Annotated in this window: 19 protein-coding genes; 18 read left to right on the forward strand and 1 reads right to left on the reverse strand. The window is 57.4% G+C overall.

Features of this window, described 5'->3' with window-relative positions; all coding sequences use genetic code 11:
- The first annotated feature begins 9 nt into the window (after positions 1-9).
- The 6 genes from mutS (at position 10) to DSD30_RS02995 (ending at position 10,055) form a co-directional block, all read left to right on the forward strand.
- Positions 10-2,724 (forward strand): DNA mismatch repair protein MutS, encoded by a 2,715-nt coding sequence (mutS, locus tag DSD30_RS02970; RefSeq protein ID WP_114008083.1) that lies wholly within the window; start codon positions 10-12, stop codon positions 2,722-2,724.
- A gap of 111 nt (positions 2,725-2,835) precedes the next feature.
- On the forward strand, positions 2,836-5,700 hold the full coding sequence (locus DSD30_RS02975; RefSeq protein WP_245418337.1) for a [protein-PII] uridylyltransferase: 2,865 nt from the start codon (positions 2,836-2,838) through the stop codon (positions 5,698-5,700).
- A gap of 160 nt (positions 5,701-5,860) precedes the next feature.
- Entirely contained in the window at positions 5,861-7,417 is a 1,557-nt protein-coding gene (murJ, locus tag DSD30_RS02980) for a murein biosynthesis integral membrane protein MurJ (protein ID WP_114008085.1), read from the forward strand.
- Between the two features lie 141 nt (positions 7,418-7,558).
- Entirely contained in the window at positions 7,559-8,638 is a 1,080-nt protein-coding gene (gene trpS, locus DSD30_RS02985) for a tryptophan--tRNA ligase (RefSeq protein WP_114008086.1), read from the forward strand.
- Between the two features lie 211 nt (positions 8,639-8,849).
- Complete coding sequence (locus tag DSD30_RS02990; RefSeq protein ID WP_114008087.1) at positions 8,850-9,347, forward strand: universal stress protein; 498 nt, start codon at positions 8,850-8,852, stop codon at positions 9,345-9,347.
- Between the two features lie 150 nt (positions 9,348-9,497).
- Positions 9,498-10,055 carry a NifU family protein gene (locus tag DSD30_RS02995; RefSeq protein WP_114008088.1) on the forward strand — a complete coding sequence of 186 codons (558 nt, stop codon included), beginning with the start codon at positions 9,498-9,500 and terminating at the stop codon, positions 10,053-10,055.
- A 117-nt stretch (positions 10,056-10,172) separates the two neighbouring features.
- Here the strand turns inward: DSD30_RS02995 and DSD30_RS03000 are convergent, their stop codons facing one another.
- Positions 10,173-10,478, reverse strand: coding sequence for an SHOCT domain-containing protein (locus DSD30_RS03000; RefSeq protein WP_138148297.1), 306 nt, complete (start codon positions 10,476-10,478; stop codon positions 10,173-10,175).
- A gap of 125 nt (positions 10,479-10,603) precedes the next feature.
- Here DSD30_RS03000 and tsaB point away from each other — a divergent pair, with 125 nt between their 5' ends.
- From tsaB to trmB, 12 genes are all read left to right on the forward strand, one after another.
- Complete coding sequence (tsaB, locus tag DSD30_RS03005) at positions 10,604-11,308, forward strand: tRNA (adenosine(37)-N6)-threonylcarbamoyltransferase complex dimerization subunit type 1 TsaB (protein WP_114008090.1); 705 nt, start codon at positions 10,604-10,606, stop codon at positions 11,306-11,308.
- Positions 11,309-11,468: 160 nt separating this feature from the next.
- Positions 11,469-11,960: a ribosomal protein S18-alanine N-acetyltransferase gene (rimI, locus tag DSD30_RS03010; RefSeq protein WP_157967535.1), complete on the forward strand. Its 492-nt coding sequence runs from the start codon at positions 11,469-11,471 to the stop codon at positions 11,958-11,960.
- A gap of 45 nt (positions 11,961-12,005) precedes the next feature.
- Entirely contained in the window at positions 12,006-12,437 is a 432-nt protein-coding gene (locus tag DSD30_RS03015; RefSeq protein ID WP_114008092.1) for a Fur family transcriptional regulator, read from the forward strand.
- A gap of 63 nt (positions 12,438-12,500) precedes the next feature.
- Positions 12,501-13,358, forward strand: coding sequence for a lyso-ornithine lipid O-acyltransferase (olsA, locus tag DSD30_RS03020; RefSeq protein ID WP_198662799.1), 858 nt, complete (start codon positions 12,501-12,503; stop codon positions 13,356-13,358).
- 214 nt (positions 13,359-13,572) lie between these two features.
- On the forward strand, positions 13,573-14,940 hold the full coding sequence (miaB, locus tag DSD30_RS03025) for a tRNA (N6-isopentenyl adenosine(37)-C2)-methylthiotransferase MiaB (RefSeq protein ID WP_114008093.1): 1,368 nt from the start codon (positions 13,573-13,575) through the stop codon (positions 14,938-14,940).
- 194 nt (positions 14,941-15,134) lie between these two features.
- Entirely contained in the window at positions 15,135-16,241 is a 1,107-nt protein-coding gene (locus DSD30_RS03030; protein ID WP_114008603.1) for a PhoH family protein, read from the forward strand.
- The gene (gene ybeY, locus DSD30_RS03035; RefSeq protein ID WP_114008094.1) at positions 16,238-16,768 is read left to right on the forward strand and encodes an rRNA maturation RNase YbeY; all 531 of its coding nucleotides are present in this window, start codon (positions 16,238-16,240) and stop codon (positions 16,766-16,768) included. The genes DSD30_RS03030 and ybeY overlap by 4 nt, the downstream gene beginning before the upstream one ends.
- 184 nt (positions 16,769-16,952) lie before the next feature.
- Positions 16,953-18,101 carry a transporter associated domain-containing protein gene (locus DSD30_RS03040; RefSeq protein WP_198662800.1) on the forward strand — a complete coding sequence of 383 codons (1,149 nt, stop codon included), beginning with the start codon at positions 16,953-16,955 and terminating at the stop codon, positions 18,099-18,101.
- 141 nt (positions 18,102-18,242) lie between these two features.
- Complete coding sequence (gene lnt, locus DSD30_RS03045; RefSeq protein WP_245418338.1) at positions 18,243-19,850, forward strand: apolipoprotein N-acyltransferase; 1,608 nt, start codon at positions 18,243-18,245, stop codon at positions 19,848-19,850.
- Between the two features lie 182 nt (positions 19,851-20,032).
- Positions 20,033-20,446, forward strand: coding sequence for a helix-turn-helix domain-containing protein (locus DSD30_RS03050; protein ID WP_114008097.1), 414 nt, complete (start codon positions 20,033-20,035; stop codon positions 20,444-20,446).
- A 301-nt stretch (positions 20,447-20,747) separates the two neighbouring features.
- Positions 20,748-21,920, forward strand: a complete 1,173-nt coding sequence (gene metK, locus DSD30_RS03055; RefSeq protein WP_114008098.1) for a methionine adenosyltransferase — start codon at positions 20,748-20,750, stop codon at positions 21,918-21,920.
- Between the two features lie 121 nt (positions 21,921-22,041).
- Positions 22,042-22,779, forward strand: a complete 738-nt coding sequence (gene trmB / locus DSD30_RS03060; RefSeq protein ID WP_114008604.1) for a tRNA (guanosine(46)-N7)-methyltransferase TrmB — start codon at positions 22,042-22,044, stop codon at positions 22,777-22,779.
- The last annotated feature ends 135 nt before the right edge of the window (positions 22,780-22,914 follow it).

Consider the following 22,914-nt stretch of genomic DNA (forward strand, 5'->3'; position numbering starts at 1 on the left):
AGTAAGTAGATGTCCGAAGAGACGCACAACAAAGCCGCCAGCGCCGAGACTAGCAAGTCTACCCACAAGCCAACGCCGATGATGGAGCAGTTTCTCGAAATCAAAACGGCCAATCCGGAAAGCCTACTCTTCTATCGCATGGGCGATTTCTATGAGTTGTTCTTTGAGGATGCGGTTGAAGCCTCCAAGGCACTCGGTATTACCCTGACCAAGCGCGGCAAGCATCTGGGTGATGATATCCCGATGTGCGGCGTACCGGTTCATGCGGCCGAAGGCTATCTCGAGCGACTGATTGCCCTTGGCTACAAGGTGGCCGTCTGCGAGCAGACCGAAGATCCGGCAGAAGCCAAGAAGCGCGGGTCAAAATCGGTGGTGCGCCGGGATGTGGTGCGGCTGGTGACGCCGGGCACCCTGACTGAGGACAGTCTGCTGGATGCGTCCAGCTCGAACTATCTGGCAGCCATCGCCCGCGTGAAAAAGGGGGAGGATGGACATCTTTATGGCCTTTCCTGGCTGGAAATGTCGACCGGCGATTATGGCGTTCTGGAGCTTGATCAACTGCGACTGGGGGCCGAACTGGCGCGGCTTGATCCACGCGAGGTGATTGTCGCTGACCATATGTTGGGCGAACAGGATATCCGGCCGTTGCAGGATATGCTGCGGGCGAGTTTCTCACCGGTGCCTCGAGCCTTTTTTGACGGGGCGAGCGCCGAACGCCGCCTGCTGGATTATTTTGGCCTGTCGACCCTTGATGGCCATGGGCACTTCGAGCGGGTCGAGCTGATGGCGGCGAGTGCCGTGCTGGCCTATGTCGAGAAGACCCAGTTGGGGGCACGACCACCCCTGTCGCCGCCGGAGCGAGACTTGTCCAACCGGACCATGTCGATCGATGCGGCCACCCGCGCCAATCTGGAGCTGGTGCGCACCTTGTCCGGCGACAAGAAAGGCAGTCTTCTGTCGGTCATCGACCGGACGGTGACGGGTGGCGGGTCACGCCTCTTGGCGGCGCGCCTTGCTGCCCCTCTGGCGCAACTTGATGAGATTCTGGCGCGGCAGGACTCTGTCGCCTGGTGTCTGGAACAGACGGGCCTGAGGGACGACTTGCGCGACGCGCTGAAAGCCACGCCGGATATGCCACGATCCCTGTCCCGTCTGTCGCTTGATCGCGGCGGGCCGCGGGATCTGGGGACCATACGCAGTGGTTTCGGGGCAATTTTCACCATTCTGTCGCAGATCGCCAGCCATGTGGGGGCTGAAGCCCTGCCCACTGAGCTGGCTGAGGCGCGCGAGGCGCTTGGCGCCATGCCGGAAAAGCTGGGTCTGCTCTTGTCCGCAGCTTTGGTCGACGAATTGCCCTTGCAAAAGCGTGATGGCGGCTTCGTTCGTGAAGGCTATGATGCCAGCCTTGATGAATTGCGCGCTTTGCGCGACCAAAGCCGGCGGGTGATTGCCTCCCTGCAGGCCCAGTATGCGGAGCAGACCGGGATCAAGGCACTGAAGGTCAAGCACAACAATGTGCTGGGCTATTTTGTCGAGGTGACCGCCAACCATGCGGACAAGATGATGTCCGAGCCAATCAATGAGACCTATATTCATCGCCAGACATTGGCCAATGTGGTGCGTTTCACCACCACCGAGCTGGCCGATCTGGAGGCACGGATCGCATCTGCCGGGGCAAAGGCAATCGCCATTGAGCTGTCGATCTTTGAGCGCCTGCGCGATGACATTCTGGCGGCCTCGCCGATGATCCAGCAGGCAGCCCACGCGCTGGCGGTGCTTGATGTGTCTGCGGCGCTGGCGACCCTTGCGGACGAGCAGAATTACAGCCGTCCGAAAATGGACAACAGCCTTGCCTTCCGGGTGGAGAATGGCCGCCATCCGGTGGTCGAAGTGGCTCTGGCGCGGGACGGAGGCGAGCAGTTTGTCGCCAATGATTGCGATCTCGGCCCCGACAACAGCCAACAGAATGGCAAAATCTGGCTGATGACCGGTCCCAACATGGCCGGTAAGTCGACTTTCCTGAGGCAGAATGCGCTGATTGCGATCCTTGCCCAGATGGGAGCTTTTGTGCCCGCCAAGGACGCTCATATCGGTCTGATTGACCGGCTCTTCTCGCGCGTCGGCGCGGCGGATGATCTGGCGCGCGGGCGCTCGACCTTCATGGTGGAAATGGTAGAAACCGCTGCCATTCTCAATCAGGCCGGGGAACGGTCCCTTGTCATTCTGGATGAAATTGGCCGTGGCACGGCAACGTTCGATGGCCTGTCCATCGCCTGGGCAACAATCGAAAGCCTGCATGAGGTTAATCGCTCGCGGGCCCTGTTCGCCACCCATTATCATGAATTGACGGTGCTGCATGAGAAGCTCGATCGGCTGATGAATGCCACCGTACGGGTGAAGGAATGGCAGGGAGACGTGGTCTTTCTGCATGAAATCGTGCCCGGCGCTGCAGACCGCTCCTATGGCATTCAGGTGGCCAAGCTTGCCGGTTTGCCAGATACGGTGATCCATCGAGCGCGCGATGTGCTGGAGCATCTGGAAGAAGGGGACCGGCAATCACCCGCCATGACCATTGATGATCTGCCTCTTTTTTCGGCACCTGCCCAAGAAGTGGTCAAGCCTCAGGTGGATGCCTTGCGGGAGAAACTGGAGACCATTGACCCGGACGATCTTAGTCCGCGCGAAGCCCATGAAGCGCTCTATCGGCTGAAAGCCCTCATCTGAGGGGATCTGACGTCCAGATCAAGGCTCCTTGCGGCTGGGAGCCTTGACGATGGTGCATGGGCGGCGCACATTGGCGCAAGACTTGCTTGACTGCACAGCTCGAAGAGAAGCGTGCAAAACCAGCCCCGCTCCGAGCCCTGTTCGGACATGCCCGCTGAAGACAAAGCCAATGAAGAGAAGGCCAAGACCATGACAGTCTCCCCCCAGAATGACGGTTTGATCGACAGTGAGGCCGCGCGCGCGCAAATGGAACAGATCGTCGCCGATGGCGGGGGAAATGCAGCCGATTTCAAGGTCCGGGGGCAAATTCTGCTGCTGCTGAAAGATATCCTCCAGACCGGCCGTCAACGCGCCGAGCAGCTTCTGAGCGAAGACGGGATGGGGATCTATTGCGCCATCCGCCTGTCCTATCTGGAAGACGAGATCATTCGGTTGATTTATCGCTTTGCGATTGAACGGGTGTTTCCGGTGGAAAATCCATCTTCGTCCGAACGGTTGGCCATTGCTGCGGTGGGAGGCTATGGTCGCTCGACGCTGGCGCCCCATTCCGATATCGATTTGCTGTTTCTGCTGCCCTACAAGCAGACCCCCTGGGGGGAAAGCGTCGTTGAATATATCCTCTATATGCTGTGGGATCTGGGCCAGAAGGTCGGCCATGCGACGCGGACACTGGAAGAATGTGTCCGGCTGGCCAAGTCGGACATCACCATCCGCACCGCAATGCTGGAAGCCCGCTATCTGGATGGCGAGAAGGCCCTGTTCGATGAGCTGATCGAGAAGTTTGACAAGTCCGTGATGCGCGGCACCAGTGCCGAATTCATCGCCGCCAAACTGGCCGAGCGGGATGCCCGCCATGATCAGCAGGGCGATTCGCGCTACATGGTCGAGCCCAATATCAAAGAGGGCAAAGGCGGGCTTCGGGACATCCATACCTTGTTCTGGATCGGCCAATATGCCTATCGGGTGCGTCGGGCCCGCCACCTGATTGAGGCCGGGGTCTTCACCGATGAGGAATATCGCCGCTTTCGCAAGGTCAACAATCACCTCTGGACCGTTCGTTGCCATTTGCACTTCGTCGCCAACCGACCCGAGGAACGGGTGTCGTTCGACGTCCAGCGGGAGTTGGCCGAGCGGATGGGCTACAAGAGCCATCCGGGCCAGAGTGCGGTCGAGCGCTTCATGAAGCACTATTTTCTGGTGGTCAAGGAAGTGGGGGAAATCACCCGCATCTTCTGTGCCGCTCTGGAAGAGGACTTTGGCAAGCAGGCGCCGGGCATCAACCGCTTCTTCGCAGCCATTCCCTTTCGTCGTCGCAAGATCCGCGATGCCCACGGCTTTATCGTGGATCATGGCCGCCTGTCCGTGGTCGGTGAAGAGGTCTTCAAGGACAATCCGGTCAATATGCTGAGGATCTTCGAGCTAGCGGACCGGGAGAATCTCTCCTTCCACCCTGATGCAATGCATGCGATTCGCCACAATTTGCGACTGATCGATCAGGACTTGCGCACCAACAAGGAAGCCAATGCAATCTTCCTGCGGATCCTGACCTCGCGCGGCGACCCGGAAAATGTCCTCCGGCGGATGACCGAGGCCGGGGTTCTGGGGCGTTTCATCCCTGAATTCGGGCGCATCGTGGCGATGATGCAATTCAACATGTATCACCATTATACGGTCGATGAACATTTGCTGCGTGCGGTCGGTATCCTGTCGGAAATCGAGAAGCAACGGCTGAATGACGAGCATCCACTGGCCAGCGAGCTGGTTCCCAACATCTATGACCGTGTGGTGCTTTATGTCGCGGTGTTCCTGCATGACATTGCCAAAGGCCGCCCGGAAAGCCACTCGCCCGCCGGGGCGCGCGTGGCACAAGAGCTGTGCCCCCGTCTGGGGCTGAATGAAGAGCAGACCGAACAGGTGGCATGGCTGGTGATGGAACATCTGACCATGAGCCAGGTCTCCCAGTCCCGAGATTTGGCGGATCGCAAGACAATCCTCGATTTCTGCAACGTCGTTCAGACAATGGAGCAGATGCGGATGCTGCTGATCCTGACCGTCGTCGACATCAAGGCCGTCGGTCCGGGCGTCTGGAACGGCTGGAAAGGCCAGTTGCTACGCACGCTCTATTCCGAAGCCGAGCCGATCCTGACCGGAGGTCATTCGCAGCAAAGCCGCGATGCGCGGGAAGCCCGTGCCAAGGAAAAACTGCGCCATCGGATGGAAAGCCGGGATCCTGCGACCATCGAGGCCTATCTCAATCTGCATTACTCGGCCTATTGGCTTCGCACCGACGCGGACAGCGCCGCAGAGCATGCGGACCTGATCCTGAAGGCTGACGCAAATGGGGACAAGGTGGCCACTGCCATCAAAACCTATGAGTTCGAAGGCATCACCGAAATCACCATTCTGGCACCGGACCATCCGCGTCTGTTGTCGATGATTGCCGGGGCCTGTTCAGCCGCCGGAGCCAACATCGTCGATGCGATGGTCTTTACCACCACCGACGGGCGGGCGCTGGATACCATCCTGCTCGAACGGGAGTTTGAAGAGGACCGGGATGAACGTCGCCGCGCCAACCGGGTGGTTGATCTTCTGGTTCAGGTCTTGAAGGGCGAAACCCGCCTGCCGCCCTTGGTCAGCCAGAAGGAAAGCCACAAGAATCGCTTCCAGACCTTCCGGCCACGCAAGAAGGTGACGGTCAACAATGACCTGTCCAACCAGTCGACCGTAATTGAGGTGGAGGGTTTGGACCGTCCGGGCCTGTTGTCGGCGCTGACCCGCACCCTGTCGGCGCTCAATCTCGACATCCAGTCGGCTCATATCACCACCTTTGGGGAGCGCGTGGTCGATGCCTTCTATGTCACCGACCTGACGGGAGCGAAAATCACCAACCCGGATCGCCGATTGATGATCGAAACCCAGATGCGCGAAGCGCTGACAGGTGAGGCAGACCCGAAAAATCCGGTCCAGCCACGTTAAGCTGTCAAGAGAGGCTCTTTCTCACTGAAAGCGCCTGAATATTGCCATCCTTGCGCGAAAGCTTCGCAGAAGCCGATTGATCCCGCCCGTCAACAGCGATAAGTCAGTCGTGGTCGGATGCGATTGCATGTTCGACACTCTGCGGAAGGAAGGGCACCCCATGTCCATGCTTAAGAATTTTGCCACCGTCGGTGTGGCGACGCTCGCCAGTCGCGTGCTTGGTTTCGCGCGCGATATCCTGATGGCGGCCAGTCTGGGGTCCGGGCCGGTGGCCGACGCCTTTTTTGTCGCCTTCCGTTTGCCCAACCTGTTCCGGCGCCTGTTTGCCGAAGGGGCCTTCAATTCTGCCTTCGTGCCGATCTTTGCCGGGTCTCTGGAGACCGATGGCGAGACGGGTGCCCGCAAGGTGGCCGAGGAAATTCTCGCCGGTCTGCTGTTCGTGCTGCTGATTTTTAGCGCCTTGGCTGAGCTGGCGATGCCGCTTTTGATCCATTTGCTGGCCCCGGGCTTTCAGGAAGATCCATCCAAGTTTGATCTTGCCGTGGTGCTGACACGGATCACCTTTCCCTATCTGTTGTGCATGTCGGTGATTGCCTTTCTGTCCGGCATTCTCAATTCGCTGGGTAAGTTCGCCGTGGCTGCCTTCGCACCCGTGCTGCTCAATGTGGTGCTGATTTCGACGCTGGTGCTGGTGCTCGTGAGCGGGGCGGACAACAGCCCACTTGCCGGGCACTTTCTGGCCTGGGGCGTGTTCGTGGCCGGTTTCGTACAGCTGGCAGCCCTGATTTGGGCGACGCGTCGCGCAGGCTTTCCCGTGCGCTTGAAGCGCCCGCGCCATACGGACAATACCCGCAAACTGATCCGCCTTGGCATTCCGGGCATTGTGGCAGGCGGCGTCACCCAGCTCAATATCATGATCGGCACGATCATTGCCTCCTTTCAGGCGGGGGCGGTGTCCTATCTCTATTATGCGGATCGGATTTATCAATTGCCGCTCGGCGTGGTCGGCATTGCCATTGGTGTGGTGCTGCTGCCGGACCTGACGCGCCGGGTGCGGGCCGGGGATCAGGCCTCTGTTGATCAGGCGCAGAACAGGGCGATGGAATTTGCCATGTTCCTGACCTTGCCTGCCGCTGTGGCGTTGGCCGTGGTGCCCGGGCCGATCATTGCGGTGTTGTTTGAGCGGGGGCAGTTTACCGCTGAGGATACCCAGATGACCGCTTGGGCGCTGGCGGCCTTTGCGGTTGGCTTGCCGGCCTTTGTGCTCAACAAGGTTTTGTCTCCTGGCTTTTTTGCGCGGGAAGACACCAAAACGCCGATGCAATTTGCTGCCATCGCCATGGTGATCAATGTTGGCGGCTCGCTGTTGCTGTTTCCGTTCCTTCAACATGTGGGCATAGCGGTGGCGACCTCTTTGTCAGGCTGGGTCAATGCGCTGTTGCTATGGTATGTGCTTTGGCGGCGGGGCAATTTCCATGCGGACCGGCTGCTGATGCGCCGCTTGGCTCTGTTCCTCTTTTCGGCCCTGTTGATGGGAGCGGGTATCTGGCTGCTGCTTGACTGGCTGACACCTTTCCTTGCCGCCGAACTGCTGGTCAGCCGTATCATCGGCCTGTCCCTGTTGGTTGGGGCAGGCATTGGACTGTTCCTTGGGGCGACCTTGCTCACCGGGGCCTTTTCGCTTGCTGAACTGAAGGCGCGGCTGCGCCGTCGCTAAACCTGTCTGACTGTTTGGCTTTCTGGCAAAAATCTGGCGAATCAACTTGCATATGGGGCAGGCTTGTTCGATAACCCCCTTCTAATCTCAACCCTCCCCCTTGCGCTTCCACCCGCTTGGGCAACATCATGAGGCAAAGTTATGGCCAATTTCGAGCCACGCGTTTTCTCCGGCATCCAGCCATCGGGCAATCTGCATCTGGGCAACTATCTGGGTGCGATCACCAAATTTGTCGATCTGCAATCTTCCTACAATTGCGTTTTTTGTGTTGTCGACATGCATGCCATCACCGTCTGGCAAGACCCCGAAGGGCTGCTGCGCCGCACCCGTGAAGTGACGGCAGGCTTTCTTGCATCGGGCATCGACCCTGAAAAGAATATCGTCTTCAACCAAAGCCAGGTCGCGGCCCATGCCCAACTGGCTTGGGTGTTCAATTGCGTGGCCCGGATGGGGTGGCTCAATCGCATGACCCAGTTCAAGGACAAGGCAGGCAAGAACCGCGAGAATGTGTCCTCAGGTCTGTTTGCCTATCCGAACCTGATGTCTGCCGACATTCTCGTCTACAAGGCAACCCATGTGCCAGTAGGGGAAGACCAGAAGCAGCATCTGGAACTGGCCCGCGACACGGCGCAGAAGTTCAACATTGACTATGCCGAGCGCATCGCGTCGCTGGGATATGGTGTCGAGAATATCGGCCGTGATGTGACGACCGATCCTGAGCAGGTTTTCTTCCCACAGCCAGAGCCACTGATTGGCGGCCCGGCTCCGCGTGTGATGTCCCTGCGTGATGGCTCGAAGAAAATGTCGTCGTCCGACGCCTCGGACAAGGCCCGCATCAACATGACCGACGATGCAGACACGATCGCACTGAAGATCCGCAAAGCAAAGACGGACCCCGAAGCGTTGCCTAGCGAAGTTGAGGGTCTTGAAGGTCGGCCGGAAGCCTCCAATCTGGTTGGCATCTATGCTGCCCTGTCCGGCAAGGCAAAAGCCGACGTGCTGGCCGAGCATGGGGGCTCTGAATTCTCGAAGTTCAAGCCAGCCCTGATCGAGCTGTCCGTCGACAAGCTGTCGCCGATCACCAACGAAATGCGCCGTCTGATGGATGATGAAGCCTATATTGACGGGGTTCTGTGCAAGGGGGCCGAACGAGCCGCCGCCATTGCCAACCCAGTCCTCGATCAGGTCAAGGATATTGTTGGCTTCGTCCGCAAGCGCTAAAGCGAATCACAATGGCTTTTGACATTGTGGAACGGCAGAGATGCATAATTCACAACAAACCCGGCGGACCGTCTGCCGGGTTTTCTTTTGGCTGCCGCTTGTCCAATCCACCTTTGCGCCGCTGCGTTGATACGTTGCAACTGTCCCGCATACCTGAACTGGCACATGGAAGCTCTTGCTCAATGGGGCGCGGCATGGCAGGCTCTTTCCCATGATTATGAAACGCACAATTCATGACGAAGGTCACTTTCGGAAATTTCTCGTTGTCGTTGACGATACCGAGGAATGCGATCGCGCCATCACCTATGCGGCCCATCGGGCGTCGGCGACCGGTGGTGGGTTGACCATGATGGTTTCCATCGAGCCGACCCATTTTCAGCATTGGCTCGGGGTGAAGGAAATCATGCATGCCGAGGCGCATGATGCGGCGCAGGATCGGCTTGAACGCTTCAAGGAGCGGGTCGAGAAGACCATTTCGGTTCCGATTGAATGCGTTATTCGCGAGGGCAAGGTGGCCGAACAAATTGTTCAGCTGATCGACGAAGACAAGGATATCGGTATTCTCGTGCTGGCCTCGGCCGTGGGCTCGAGCGAAGGTCCCGGCCCGCTGGTCGCATCCATTTCCAGTCAGTCCGGCAACAGCTTCCCCATTCCGGTGACCATCGTGCCGGGCAATCTGGGGGATGAGGACATCAAGGCCCTGTGCTGAGCCCTTTGGGTTTGACCCTTGGCTCTGATTGTCCCCGCTTTTCATCTTGATCTTTGTCGCAGAAGCGTTATCTGACATAGTAAAGGCAGAAATGTGCATATCGCGGCTGAGAGAACAGCCTCTCGCGCGATGGCTTGAAAAGGATCACATATGTTCATTCAGACAGAAGCAACCCCCAATCCCGCGACCCTGAAATTCCTTCCGGGCAAGGTTGTGCTGGAAGATGGCACAATGGATTTCCGTTCGGCAGCAGAAGCCGAGCAGTCGCCTCTGGCGGAAAAACTCTTCACCATTGACGGGGTTGAAGGGGTTTTCTTCGGATTTGACTTCGTTTCCATCACCAAGGGCGACACCGACTGGCAGCATATCAAGCCGGCCATTCTGGGTGCGATCATGGAACATTTCATGTCCGGCGCATCCATCGTCAAGCAGAGCAGCGAGACCGGTTCTGTGGGCGAGGATTTCGATGAAGAGGACGCGGAAACCGTCGCGACCATCAAGGAATTGCTGGAGACCCGTGTGCGTCCGGCCGTGGCTCAGGATGGCGGTGACATCACCTTCCACGGCTTCCGGGATGGTGTGGTCTTCCTGCAGATGCGTGGCGCCTGCGCTGGTTGCCCGTCTTCGACGGCAACCCTGAAGCATGGCATCGAGAATCTGCTGCGTCATTTCTTGCCAGACGTTCAGGAAGTGCGCGCGGTGCAATAAGCCGACGCGCGACCCGTAAAGACATGCAAAAGCCGCCGCTGGAGATATCCGGCGGCGGCTTTTTTTGTTGCCTACGCTTTGCACGATGTCCCTGCCCCCACAGGGATCCGAACCCGGTCAACCGGGAGCGGAACCGATCAGTTCGGTCTTCTTGCGAGAAAATTCCGCTTCGGAAATGATGCCTTCCTTATGCAGATCACTCAGCTTGCGCAACTCGTCGGCGACATCGGTTTTCGCTGGAGCAACAAACTGAATGCCCGGACTTGTCGCCGTTTTTCCCGGCACGATCAGAGCGATGATCAGGCCGACAATCGGACTCAGTACCAGAGAAACCAAAAAATAGAGAATGAAGGAATTGCCCTTCCCACTGGCGACGAAACCGGGGATCAGGGCAAAGAGCAACCAGAGCACCACCAAAATCATTTTGACCTCGACCAATTCTTACCTATCAATTCAACACTTATTGCATTTATTTTTAATTTATGCAACCTCAAGTTTATTTCGATTAATCGATTGACAAAATCGCCGCAATTGGGGAAAGGACAGCCATGACCCAATTGCCTGAAATTTGCCTCGCGCTCGATACCGCTCTTGATGCCTGTTCCGTTGGCCTTGCCATCCGGGAGGGCGGCAAGACACGCCTTGTTGGCCGCTCGCTGGTGCTTGGGCGCGGCCATGCGGAACATTTGATGACCGAGCTTGGCCATTTGCTGGCCGACGCTGATCTGACCTATCAGGATCTCACCCGGCTGGCGGTGACGGTTGGACCGGGCAGTTTCACCGGCCTCAGGGTCGGGTTGGCGACAGCGCGATCGCTGGCGCTGGCGCTCGATATCCCGCTGATCGGGGCTTCGACCCTCGAAGCGTTGGCGCTTACGGCCATGCCGGAGACAAAGAAGCCACTGGCAGTGCTGGTCGATGCACGACGCAATCAGGTCTATGGTCAGCTGTTTGCCATGAAGGCGCACAGGCCGCATCCCCTGACAGAAGCCGCTGCGCTGAGCGCTGAAGACTTTGCCGCGCTGTGCATCGACCATCAGGTGGCGGGTTTGATCGGATCAGGTGCCGCTCTGGTCAAGGAAGAGGATCGACAGCTGGCTGCCCTGCCCATTGCCGCGGCAACGGCACCGGACATGCGCGAGCTTGCCCATTGGGCATTGGATCAGCCAGAGCCCCGGACCAGCCCCGCCCCGCTCTATTTGAGAGGACCGGATGCCAAACCGCAAGCAGCCAAGGCCATTGCCAGACGCTGACCCCCTTTGGATTGCCTTTCCTTTTGCCGCTGGTCTTTTTCCACCCAGCGCACATCTTCGACAATAGACCATCTGGTCCTGCAACCCGATAGATGGAACGATGACTTGTTTCGGGAGAGAATCAAACAGTGGATGTGGCAGTGGATTTGGGAGGCACATGGTGTTTTTTTCGAAGAAGGCCTCTTCGATCGTCGAAGAGGCAAGTATGGAGGATCTGTCGAACCTGACAGATATCCACCGCCGGTCCTTCACCCATAGCTGGAACGAAGGCGACTTTCAGAAATTGTTGCAGGACGAAACCGTTCAGACGCTGGTGCTCAAGCGCTCCTCCCTGCTGGCCAAGGAACAGGTGGTGGGCTTTGTTCTGGTGCGTATCGTGGTGGATGAGGCCGAGATCCTGACCATTGCAGTGGACCCGGATAATCGCAAATCGGGTGCGGGCCGCATGCTGATGGAGGAAGTCTTGCGCCGTCTTTATCGAGATCGGATTGCAAAACTCTTTCTTGAGGTGGACGCGACCAACAAACCTGCGCTATCTCTGTATCAATCACTGGGCTTTCGGAAGGTTGGCGAACGCAAGGGATATTATCGCACTGCGTCCGACGCCGCTTCTCTGGCCTGGATCATGCAGATCGACGTCGCCGGATCCTGAGCATCCGTCAGGCGACCCCGGAAAGAAGTGTGGGGATTCATCGCAATGGCATTGACCAAGAAAACAAAAATTGAGGATCTGTGCACCGATGCGGGCATGCGCATGACGGAGCAGCGCCGGATCATTGCGCGCGTTCTTGATGATGCTGAAGATCATCCCGATGTCGAGGAGCTGTATCGGCGCGCCTCGCGGATTGATGGCAACATTTCCATTTCCACGGTCTATCGAACCGTCAAGCTGTTCGAGGATGCAGGCATCATTGAACGCCACGATTTCCGTGATGGCCGGTCACGCTATGAGACCATCAATGAAGAACATCACGACCATCTGATTGATCTGAGAAGCGGCAATGTCATCGAATTCCGTGACGAGGAAATTGAACGGCTGCAAGTCGAGGTCGCCCGTCGTCTGGGCTTCAAGCTGGTCGATCATCGACTGGAACTCTACGGCATTCCACTCGATGACAAGGATAACTGATCCGCAACGGCACGGGATCCGGGGCGTGCCACGTGTATATGCATAACAGTTCGGGGTCCTTTCATGGAACCATTGTCTTCAAAGAACACTTTGGCATCAATCCGCGCCAGTTTGGCCACAGCACTGATCACAGTGGTTGCTCTGATCCTGATCCCTGTCCAGTATCTCTCGGTCACCTTGTCTCTGCCGACCAAGCGCTGGATTCCGGTGCTGTTTCACCGCATTGTCTGCTTCGCGCTTGGGGTGCGTGTCACCGTGCATGGAGCATGCGTGCGCGACGGGTCTGTCCTGATTACCGCAAACCATTGCTCATGGCTGGACATTTCGGTTCTCAGTCGGGTGCAGCCCCTATCCTTCATCGCCAAGTCGGAAGTGGCCTCTTGGCCGATTTTCGGCCTGTTTGCCAAGCTGCAACGTTCGATCTTCGTCAATCGCACCAAGCGGACCGAAACCGGCGATATCGCCAAGGAAATCGCCAAGCGCCTCAAGGAAGGCGACGCGATGGTGCTGTTTGCCGAGGGCACGTCATCGGACGGCAATCGGGTCCTACCGTTCCGCACCGCGCTGATTGGTGCGGCCAAGGCGGCGATGGTGGCCGACATGCGCGACGCCCGCAAGAAAGGCATCGAGCAAGAGGAGCAACCGGTCTGGATCCAGCCGCTTTCGGTTGCCTATAACGGCTTGCAAGGCATGCCGATGGGGCGTCAGCACCGCCATCTTGCTGCATGGTACGGGGACATGGACCTGGTGCCCCATCTCTGGACGATCATGAAAGAAGGGGCGGTCGATGTGACCCTGACCTTCGGCGAGCCGATCCCGTTTGGGGCGGATGCCAACCGCAAGCAGGTGGCGATCAGGGCCGAAGAGATTGTGCGGGCCAACATGCTGCGCGACCTGCTCAACTACAAGTGCCCTGCCTAGCGGTGTCACCCACCCTGTCAACGGCCATCTGAGGGCAGCAAACAGTCTCCCGCGCCCCGGTGGCCTATCCTCGCCTATCCTCGGCTTTCACGCCTTTCATGCTGCCATCTTTAGGCCTTTTGCCTTTGCAAAATGCGGGAAAAAGGTTTAAAGGGGTGCGCTATCGCTAACGCCAGCCCTTCCAGCCATTGATACCTGACCGGATAGAGACCTGATGACCGCCTTTGAAAATAAGAAAGTCTTTGTGAAGACCTATGGATGCCAGATGAATGTCTATGATTCCGACCGTATGGCGGATTCGCTGGCAACCAAGGGCTACAGCCAGACCGACGATATGAGCGAGGCGGATCTGGTCATTCTCAATACCTGTCACATTCGTGAGAAGGCCGCCGAAAAGGTCTATTCCGAGCTTGGCCGTATCCGCAAGGTCAAGCAGGAAAAGGCCGAAGCCGGCAAGGGTGACATGAAGATCGGCATTGCCGGTTGCGTGGCGCAGGCCGAGGGCGAGGAAATCATGCGCCGTGCGCCGGTGGTTGATATGGTGGTCGGGCCGCAGGCCTATCACAAACTGCCGGATTTTCTCGACCGCACCGACAGGGGCGAGCGGGTGGTCGAGACCGATTTCCCGGTCGAAGACAAATTCGCCGCTTTGCCCAATGCCAAAAAGGAAGTCACCCGCAAGCGTGGTGTCAGTGCCTTTCTCACCGTTCAGGAAGGGTGCGACAAATTCTGCACCTTCTGCGTGGTGCCCTATACACGTGGCGCTGAAGTGTCCCGTCCGGTGGCGCAGATTGTCGACGAGGCCAAACGGCTGGCCGATGCCGGGGTGCGTGAGGTCAATCTGCTGGGGCAGAATGTCAATGCCTATCACGGGGTTGGTCCGGATGGCGCGGATTGGGGCCTTGGCGAGCTGTTGTTCCATCTGGCCAAGATCGACGGGCTTGATCGCCTGCGCTACACGACCAGCCATCCACGCGACATGGATGATGCGTTGATGGCCGCCCATCGCGATCTCGACTGCCTGATGCCCTATTTGCATCTGCCGGTGCAATCCGGGTCTGACAAAATTTTGGCGGCGATGAACCGCCAGCATAGCTATGACGATTATGTGCGGCTGATCGACCGGATCCGCGCGGTGCGCCCTGACATTGCCCTGTCTGGGGATTTTATCGTCGGCTTCCCTGGCGAGACGGAAGCGGATTTCGAGGATACCATGCGCATTGTGCGCGAGGTAACCTATGCCTCCGCCTTCAGCTTCAAATATTCACCACGCCCGGGCACACCGGCAGCTGACAGTGATGAGCAGGTGGCCGAAGCGATCAAGTCAGAGCGGCTTTACCGGTTGCAGGCCCTTTTGGCCGAGCAGCAGAAAGGCTTTAACGCCTCCAAGGTCGGCACCGAGATGACCGTGCTGCTGGAGCGCAAGGGGCGCGAGCCGGGGCAGCTGGTGGGCAAGTCGCCATGGCTACAAGCTGTGCAAGTTGACGCACCAGAAGAGTTGATTGGTGAAATTGTCACAGTTACCATCGATAGTATGGGCACCAACAGTTTGTTTGGTACCATGCTGGCGAAACAAGGCTGACGATGCGACCCTCGCGAGCCCTTGACCGACGCCCTGTCGGAGATGGTTTGATGCAGGCGGGTCGCCAAGGTGCAGTTGAGGATAGTTGAAGGGATAAGCGTTTGAGCGATCAACGCCGCGACAAAGGAAAGGGCCGTAAGGGCCACCCGGACCGGGATCAAAAAGCCAGCAAGGCTTTGTCAGCCGCCTCCGACATGGGGCATATTGTTCTCTCCTATGACGACAATCGTCTCGCCGCCGATCTGTTTGGCGAATATGACCAGAATCTGGCGCGCATCGAGCAGAAACTGAATATCGAGGCAATCGCCCGTGGCAACCGCGTGACCATCAAGGGGCCGGGAGATCTGTGCGATCAGGCCAAGATGGTGCTCGATAGCCTGTATCATCGTCTGCAGGACGGCGACCTGATCGAGCAGGCCGATGTTGACGGCGCCATCCGCATGGCGCAGGCCGCTGATGAACAATTGATGCTGCCTGATGTGGTGCCTAATGGGGGGGAAGGCGCAGGCAAAATGAATTTTGCCCAGATTGCCACCCGCAAGAAAAAGCTGACCGCCCGAACAGCGACGCAGGATGCCTATATCAGGGCGATGGATCGTGCCGATCTGATTTTTGGCACCGGCCCCGCCGGGACCGGCAAGACCTATCTGGCGGTTGCCTATGCGGCGGCCTTGCTGGAACGCGGTGTGGTCGAGCGAATCATTCTGTCCCGCCCAGCGGTGGAAGCAGGCGAACGGCTTGGCTTTCTGCCCGGTGACATGAAGGAAAAGGTCGATCCCTATTTGCGGCCCCTTTATGATGCGCTCTATGACATGATGCCGCCGGACAAGGTGGAGCGGGAGCTGGATGCCAAGGTGATCGAGATTGCCCCTTTGGCCTTCATGCGTGGCCGGACCCTGTCCAATTCGGTGGTCATTCTTGACGAAGCGCAGAATACCACTTCGATGCAGATGAAGATGTTTCTGACGCGTCTGGGTGAGAATTCGAAGATGATCATCACCGGCGACCCGAGCCAGATCGATTTGCCCAATGGCGAGCAATCGGGGCTGGTGCAGGCCATGGATCTGCTTTCGGATATTCCCTCGATTGTCCGGGTGCAATTCACTGCAGAAGATGTGGTGCGCCATGAACTGGTGATGCGGATCGTCAATGCCTATGACGAAGATGCCCGCCGCAGGGCACTGGCCCGCCGCCTGCTTGATCGTGAAGCGGTGCGCACCCGGCAGGCCGAGGAGCATTTGCCACCAATGGAAGAGGTCGGCGATCCGGTTTATGCTGAAGATGGAGAGGGCGAGGCATGAGCATCGTGGTCGAGCCAGCGGTCTCGCTGATCAAGGACCGGCTCATCGAATCCGAGCTTTGGCAGGAGTTGGATGATCTGGAAAGGGTCATCGACCGGGCCATCGAGGCAGCCAAGCTTTTTGCCATCAAAGAGGAAGGCATCGCCTTCCGGCCGGACTGCGAAGTGTCGCTGGTCTTTACGAATGACGCGGCCATTCGTATTCTGAATGGGTCTCATCGCGGCAAGGACAAGGCAACCAATGTGTTATCTTTCCCGCAGGATGAAGATGCCGACATTTATGGGCCTATGCTGGGCGATATCGTCTTTGCCTATGAGACCGTCGAACGGGAAGCAGCCGAGTTGGGGCTTGCATTCTCCGATCACCTAACCCATCTGTGTGTTCATGGTTTTTTACATTTGCTGGGCTATGACCATATAGAAGCGGACGAGGCCGACAAGATGGAGAGCGTCGAAATCGCGATCCTCGACAGACTTGGTCTTGCCAACCCTTATGCGGGCACAGTGCCGCTTGATATGCCAGACTGAGTTTGGCTGAAATTTTCGTTGGCCAGTCTCTGCAAAACGCACTGGTCCTGACCCTTTTGTTAGATTGAGAGCGCAAGCTGTTGCCGAGCGCCGAGAAAAAATGAACGACCCCGACCCTTCCGAGCCAAGCAGGCTTGAGCCGCCAATTCAGATCGCAGCGCAACCGGAGAGCCGGCCAGAAAGCATGTCCGAAGTACATGAGACAACCAATGGTCATGGCAGCTGGCTGAAGCGCCTGACCAATGGCTGGCTATCGCGCCTCTCCAATACCACCCTGCGATCCCAGATGGAGGGCGCACTGGCCGAGGATGACGGGGAGGACGAGACCTTCTCAGCCGACGAAAAAGCGATGTTGCGCAACATTCTAGCCTTGCAGGAAATGCGGGTTGATGACGTGATGATCCCGCGGGCCGAAATCAACGCGGTGGAAGATGACGTCACGTTGGGCACATTGTTGGCCATCTATAGCGATGCGGGACATTCCCGCCTGCCGGTCTATCGCGAAACCCTCGACGATCCGGTCGGCATGGTCCATATCAAGGATGTGGTCGATCTGATGACACGGGAATCGAGCCTTGTCGAGGACGGTGCGGTGTCGGAACCGACGGCCGATCTGGTGGCCGAAAATACCGAAGCGGTGCGTCTGCTGGGCGAGGATCCTGCGGATCTTCTCGAACCCGATGCACTGAGCAACCATCCGCAGAATCTTACAGCCGTCGATCTCGAACGCCCCTTAAAGGAACTGGGGGTGATCCGGGATATTCTGTTTGTCCCGCCTTCAATGCCTGCGGTTGACCTGATGGCAACGATGCGGGCGGAACGCACCCAGATGGCGCTGGTGATTGACGAATATGGCGGCACGGACGGTCTGGTCTCCCTTGAAGATGTGGTCGAAACCGTGGTTGGAGACATCGAAGACGAGCATGACGATGAGGATGAAATCCATATCGTCAAAGCCGGAACCAATCTGTTCATCGCAGACGCAAAGGCCGAACTCGATGATGTGATGGCGACAATCGGCATGCCGCTGCCACTGGATGATGAATCCATGGAAGAAGTTGATTCCCTTGGAGGTTTCATTTTCACTCTGATTGGCCGCATTCCGGTGCGCGGGGAATTGATCGCCGTCAGTGACGGCTTGGAATTCGAGATCATGGAAGCGGACAGACGCCGTATCCGTCGGATCAAGATCCGCCTAAAGCCGACCAAGAAGCCTATCAAGCGATCCTTCACTCTGGGCCGCGACAAAGAGGGTGGCTTAGAGCCTGCGGCTGACGCATCTCTGGCTGAGTCCCGCCCCGAGAGCCCTGAGCCGGGTTCGCAGAAAATGTAAGGCGGCAGATGAGGCTGCGTTGCCAGCTCAGTCCTGCCCAATAGGTCAAAGCCATGCCCGCAATTCGTCTTGACCTTTGCCGCCTATCCAGATTTCTGGTGTCTGGAGCGCGATTCGTCTGATTCGGGAGACATTTCCGGCATGCAACTTTTCATTTCCAATCTGATCCTGCTGGCTGGCTGGCAACGGCTGGGTCTGGCCTTTGCCGCAGGCGCTCTGGCCAGTCTGGGGCAGGCTCCTCTTGGGTGGTTTCCAATCCTGTGGCTGAGCCTTCCGCTGCTGATCTGGCTCATGGATTCCGCCTCGCTGGCCAAGCGCGGCCGGTCTGCCTTCTGGTCGATGGCGCGGGTCGGCTGGATGTTCGGCTTCGGATTTTTTCTTCTCACCTTCTATTGGCTGGGGGCTGCCTTTCTGGTGGAAGCAGACAAATTCGCCTGGGCAATGCCGCTGGCGGTGCTGGTCTTGCCTGCCGGGCTGGCTCTGTTCTGGGCGGTTGCCTGCGGTCTTTGCTCCCTTGTCTGGTCTGCTTCGCCCCTGCGCATCTTGTGGCTCGCGCTTGCATTGTCGGCAGTGGAATGGCTGCGCGGCTTTGTGCTGACCGGGCTTCCTTGGGGGGGATTCGGCATGGTGCTCGGGTCCAATGACATCACCATGCAGACCCTGTCGCTAGTCGGGCCGGATGGCTTGACGTTGATCGCACTGCTGGTCTTTGCGCTGCCCGCCTTGTGGTTCTCCAACCGCGACGCCGCTGCCCCACGTCTTGGCCGCATTTTGAGCCTGCTGGTGGGGCTGTTGTTTGTTGGCCAGCTCGGCTATGGCACGTATCGACTGAGCCTGACGGGTAAAGAGAGTGCCTTGCAACCGGTCGCAAGGCTGGTACAACCCAATATTCCACAGAAAGAAAAATGGAAATTTGAAAATCGCGCGTGGATTTTCAACAAGCTTCTGGCGCTTACGACCATAGATGGTGAAGAAACCCCTTTAAAATCGGTCAATTTGGTGCTGTGGCCGGAATCCTCCCTACCCTTTTTTCTGATGGAACAGCCCGGCGCATTGGCGGCAATTTCGCAAAGCCTGCCCGAGGGAGTTGATCTGCTGACGGGGGCGCTGAGACGGGAACCGGGTCAGGATGTCGGGATCGGGCATGGCGATTCGGTCTATAACTCGATCTATCATCTGAATGCCGACGGCACCATTCTGGACTCCTACGACAAGGTGCATCTGGTGCCGTTTGGCGAGTTTCTGCCCAAGCAAACTTGGCTCGAAGCCATTGGACTTGAACAGCTTACGGCGCAGAAATCCGGCTTTAAGGCCGGTTCCAAGCGTTCACTGCTGACGATCGAGCGTTGGGGGAACCTGCTTCCGGTCATTTGCTATGAAGCGGCCTTTTCTTCCGAACTTCTTCGCTACCCGGACGGTGCCGACTGGATCCTCAATGTCACCAATGATGCCTGGTTCGGTGCAACTTCTGGTCCATGGCAACATTTGCAACTGGCGCGCATGCGCGCGGTTGAAACAGGCCTACCTGTGATACGTGTCGCCAATACGGGCATATCAGCCATCATTGACGGGCGCGGCCAGCTGATTGCACAACTTTCCCTCGAGCAAGAGGGCATTCTGCAGGCAAAGCTGCCTTCAAAACTAACAAAAACCCCTTACGCTAGGTTAGGAAGTGTCGTTTTTTTAGGCATTTGGGTAATTTTGTTTCTTACAACGGTAGGTATTGGAAGAAAACCAAACATCCCTTGACAGGATGAATTGACAGAAGTGGTCCCTACACGGCAGTATTGCAATATCCCTATCGCAAATTGAAAGGCGCACAGTAAGCGTCACAGGGAAAACCACGAGAAGCGGAACTCGTTTTCAAACCAGTCAGGCATGCATAATTGTTGCCACAAAGAGCAACGTGCCAAACAATAAAAGAGAGCCAAATGGCCAGTAAAAAAGCACCAAACCCGATCGATATCTATGTTGGAAGTCGTGTACGACTTCGCCGCATGATGCTCTCCATGAGCCAGGAAAAACTGGGTGAGCATCTGGGCATCACGTTTCAGCAGATTCAGAAATATGAAAAAGGCACCAACAGGATTGGCGCCAGCCGTTTGCAGCATATTGCAACCGTACTGGAAGTCCCTGTCTCCTTTTTCTTCGAAGACGCACCGGGCAGCCCTCAGGAGGCCGCGGGCCTTGCTGAATCCAAGTCTGAAAATTACGTTATCAATTTCCTTTCCTCGTCCGAAGGGCTGCAGTTGAACCGCGCCTTCGTTCAGATCAAGGAGCCAAAAGTGCGACGCAAGATTGTCGAACTGGTGCGGGAAATTGCAGGCGACAATGCAGACAATTAAGACATGATCCTTCAGCCTATCGGTCCTTCGACCTGAAAGGCGGGATTATTGCAACAAGCCAAGAGGTGGAAACATCTCTTGGCTTTTTTATTTTCTGGACCGTTTTTTCTGGACCGTTTTTTCTGGGCTTTTGTTTTCGGAATAGGCCAGTGGTTCCATTCTGTTTGTCGTTGGGGCAACGCTCTTTGGGATTCGTTCACTTTGAGCGGGCTAGTGGAAGGGTTAGGATTGCGTCTCAAGGAGTGATGTGATAACGACATATAGAAACCTTTATATCCCAGTTAAAAGAAACCTATCTGACATGGCCAGAAAAGAATATTTATTCACCAGCGAGTCCGTCTCCGAAGGGCACCCTGACAAAATCTGTGACCGCATTTCCGACGCGATTGTCGACGCTTTTCTCAAGCTCGACCCTTATGCGCGCTGTGCCGTTGAGACCATGGCTACCACCAACAAGGTCATCTTGTCCGGTGAAGTGCGTGGCCCTGCCAGCATCGATGCTGACGTGATGGAGCAAACAGCCCGCCGCGTTATCAAGGAGATCGGTTACGAGCAGGACGGCTTCCACTGGGAAAATGCCGACATCGACATTTATGTGCATGAGCAGTCCGCTGACATTGCGCAAGGTGTGGATGAGGCCGATGGCAAGGATGAAGGCGCGGGCGATCAGGGCATCATGTTCGGATACGCCACCAATGAGACGCCTGAGCTGATGCCAGCACCGATCCTGTATGCCCACCGCATCCTGCGTCTGATCGCAGAAGCCCGGCATGCAGGCACCGAAACACGTCTTGGACCAGATGCCAAGAGCCAGCTGACCCTGCGCTATGTCGATGGCAAGCCGGTTGAGGTCACCTCTCTGGTTCTGTCCACCCAGCATTATGATCCAAGCCTGACATCTGCCGATGTCCGTGCGATCGTCACCCCTTACATCGAAGCCGCTCTGCCGGAAGGCTGGCTGACCGACAACACCGTCTGGCACGTCAACCCAACCGGCAAGTTTGTCATTGGTGGCCCGGACGGCGACGCAGGCCTGACCGGGCGCAAGATCATCGTTGACACCTATGGTGGTGCAGCCCCCCATGGTGGTGGTGCCTTCTCCGGCAAGGATCCAACCAAAGTGGACCGCTCGGCGGCTTATGCCGCGCGCTATCTGGCCAAGAATGTGGTGGCGGCCGGTTATGCTGAGCGCTGCTCGATTCAGTTGGCCTACGCCATCGGCGTGTCCGAGCCTCTCTCGCTCTATGTGGATACCGATGGTACCGGCACGGTACGCGACAGCGTCATCGAGAAGGCTCTCTGGGAGAGCATGTCTCTGACCCCGCGCGGCATTCGGACCCATCTGGGCCTGAACAAACCAATTTATGAACGCACTGCGGCCTACGGCCATTTCGGGCGCGCACCATCTGACGATGGCGGCTTCTCGTGGGAGAAGACCGATCTGGTTGACAAGCTTCGCTCTCTGATCGGCTGATCGATCCTTTTGCCACGGTGTCTTGCGACATCACAAAGGCCCGCCTTGTCAAAGGCGGGCCTTTATGCATTATGGCGCACATCTTGTCTCTGCTCCTTTCACTTTCAGACCACCGACTGTCATGACCGAATCTTCTTCCCCCAAACCGCGCTTCCGCCCTTCCAAATCCCGCCTGATAGAAGAACAGGTCGCCACGGCCTTTTTTGGACGCCGCAAGGGCAAGCCCTTGAGCCCGACCCAGCTAAAGCTGGTCGATGACCTGCTGCCAACAATCAGCGTCAATCCGTCTGAACCGATCAGCGACATTCAATCGATCTTTTCGCACGCGCCCAAGACCGTCTGGCTGGAAATCGGCTTTGGCGGCGGAGAGCATATGGTGCGGCAGGCGATGGAGAATCCCGCTGTTGGCATCATCGGCTGTGAGCCTTTCATCAATGGTGCGGTCAAGGCGCTGGGCCAGATCGAGAAGGAAGGCATCGAAACCATTCGGATGTATGACGAGGATGCAGCCCATGTGCTTGACTGGCTGCCGGACGCATCAATTGACCGGATTTTCCTGCTCTATCCAGACCCATGGCACAAAAAGCGCCACTGGAAGCGCCGGTTTGTCTCGGATCGCAACCTCAAACGCTTCGTGCGGGTATTGAAGCCCGGCGGGATCTTCCGCTTTGCTTCCGATATTGAGGATTATGTGGAATGGACGCTCGAGCATGTGGCAGCGGTGCCCGAACTGGTCGAGCAATGCCAGAACCCGGCTGAACGACTGGAAGCCTATCCGGACTGGAAGCGGACGCGCTATGAAGAAAAAGCCTTTCGTGAGGGGCGTAAACCGCAATATCTCAGCTTTCTGCGTATTTGATCCAAGACTTGATCCGGACAAAACCGATGTGGACTTGCAATTTGCTGCTAAATCGGTGTATAAGTCCTCCAAAATCTAGACAAGCTGTTTAGAGTGGGCCCACCGGACCCGCTCTTTTTTATTGGCGGCTCTCCG

This window comes from Cohaesibacter intestini, assembly GCF_003324485.1.
GTDB classification, from domain to species: domain Bacteria; phylum Pseudomonadota; class Alphaproteobacteria; order Rhizobiales; family Cohaesibacteraceae; genus Cohaesibacter; species Cohaesibacter intestini.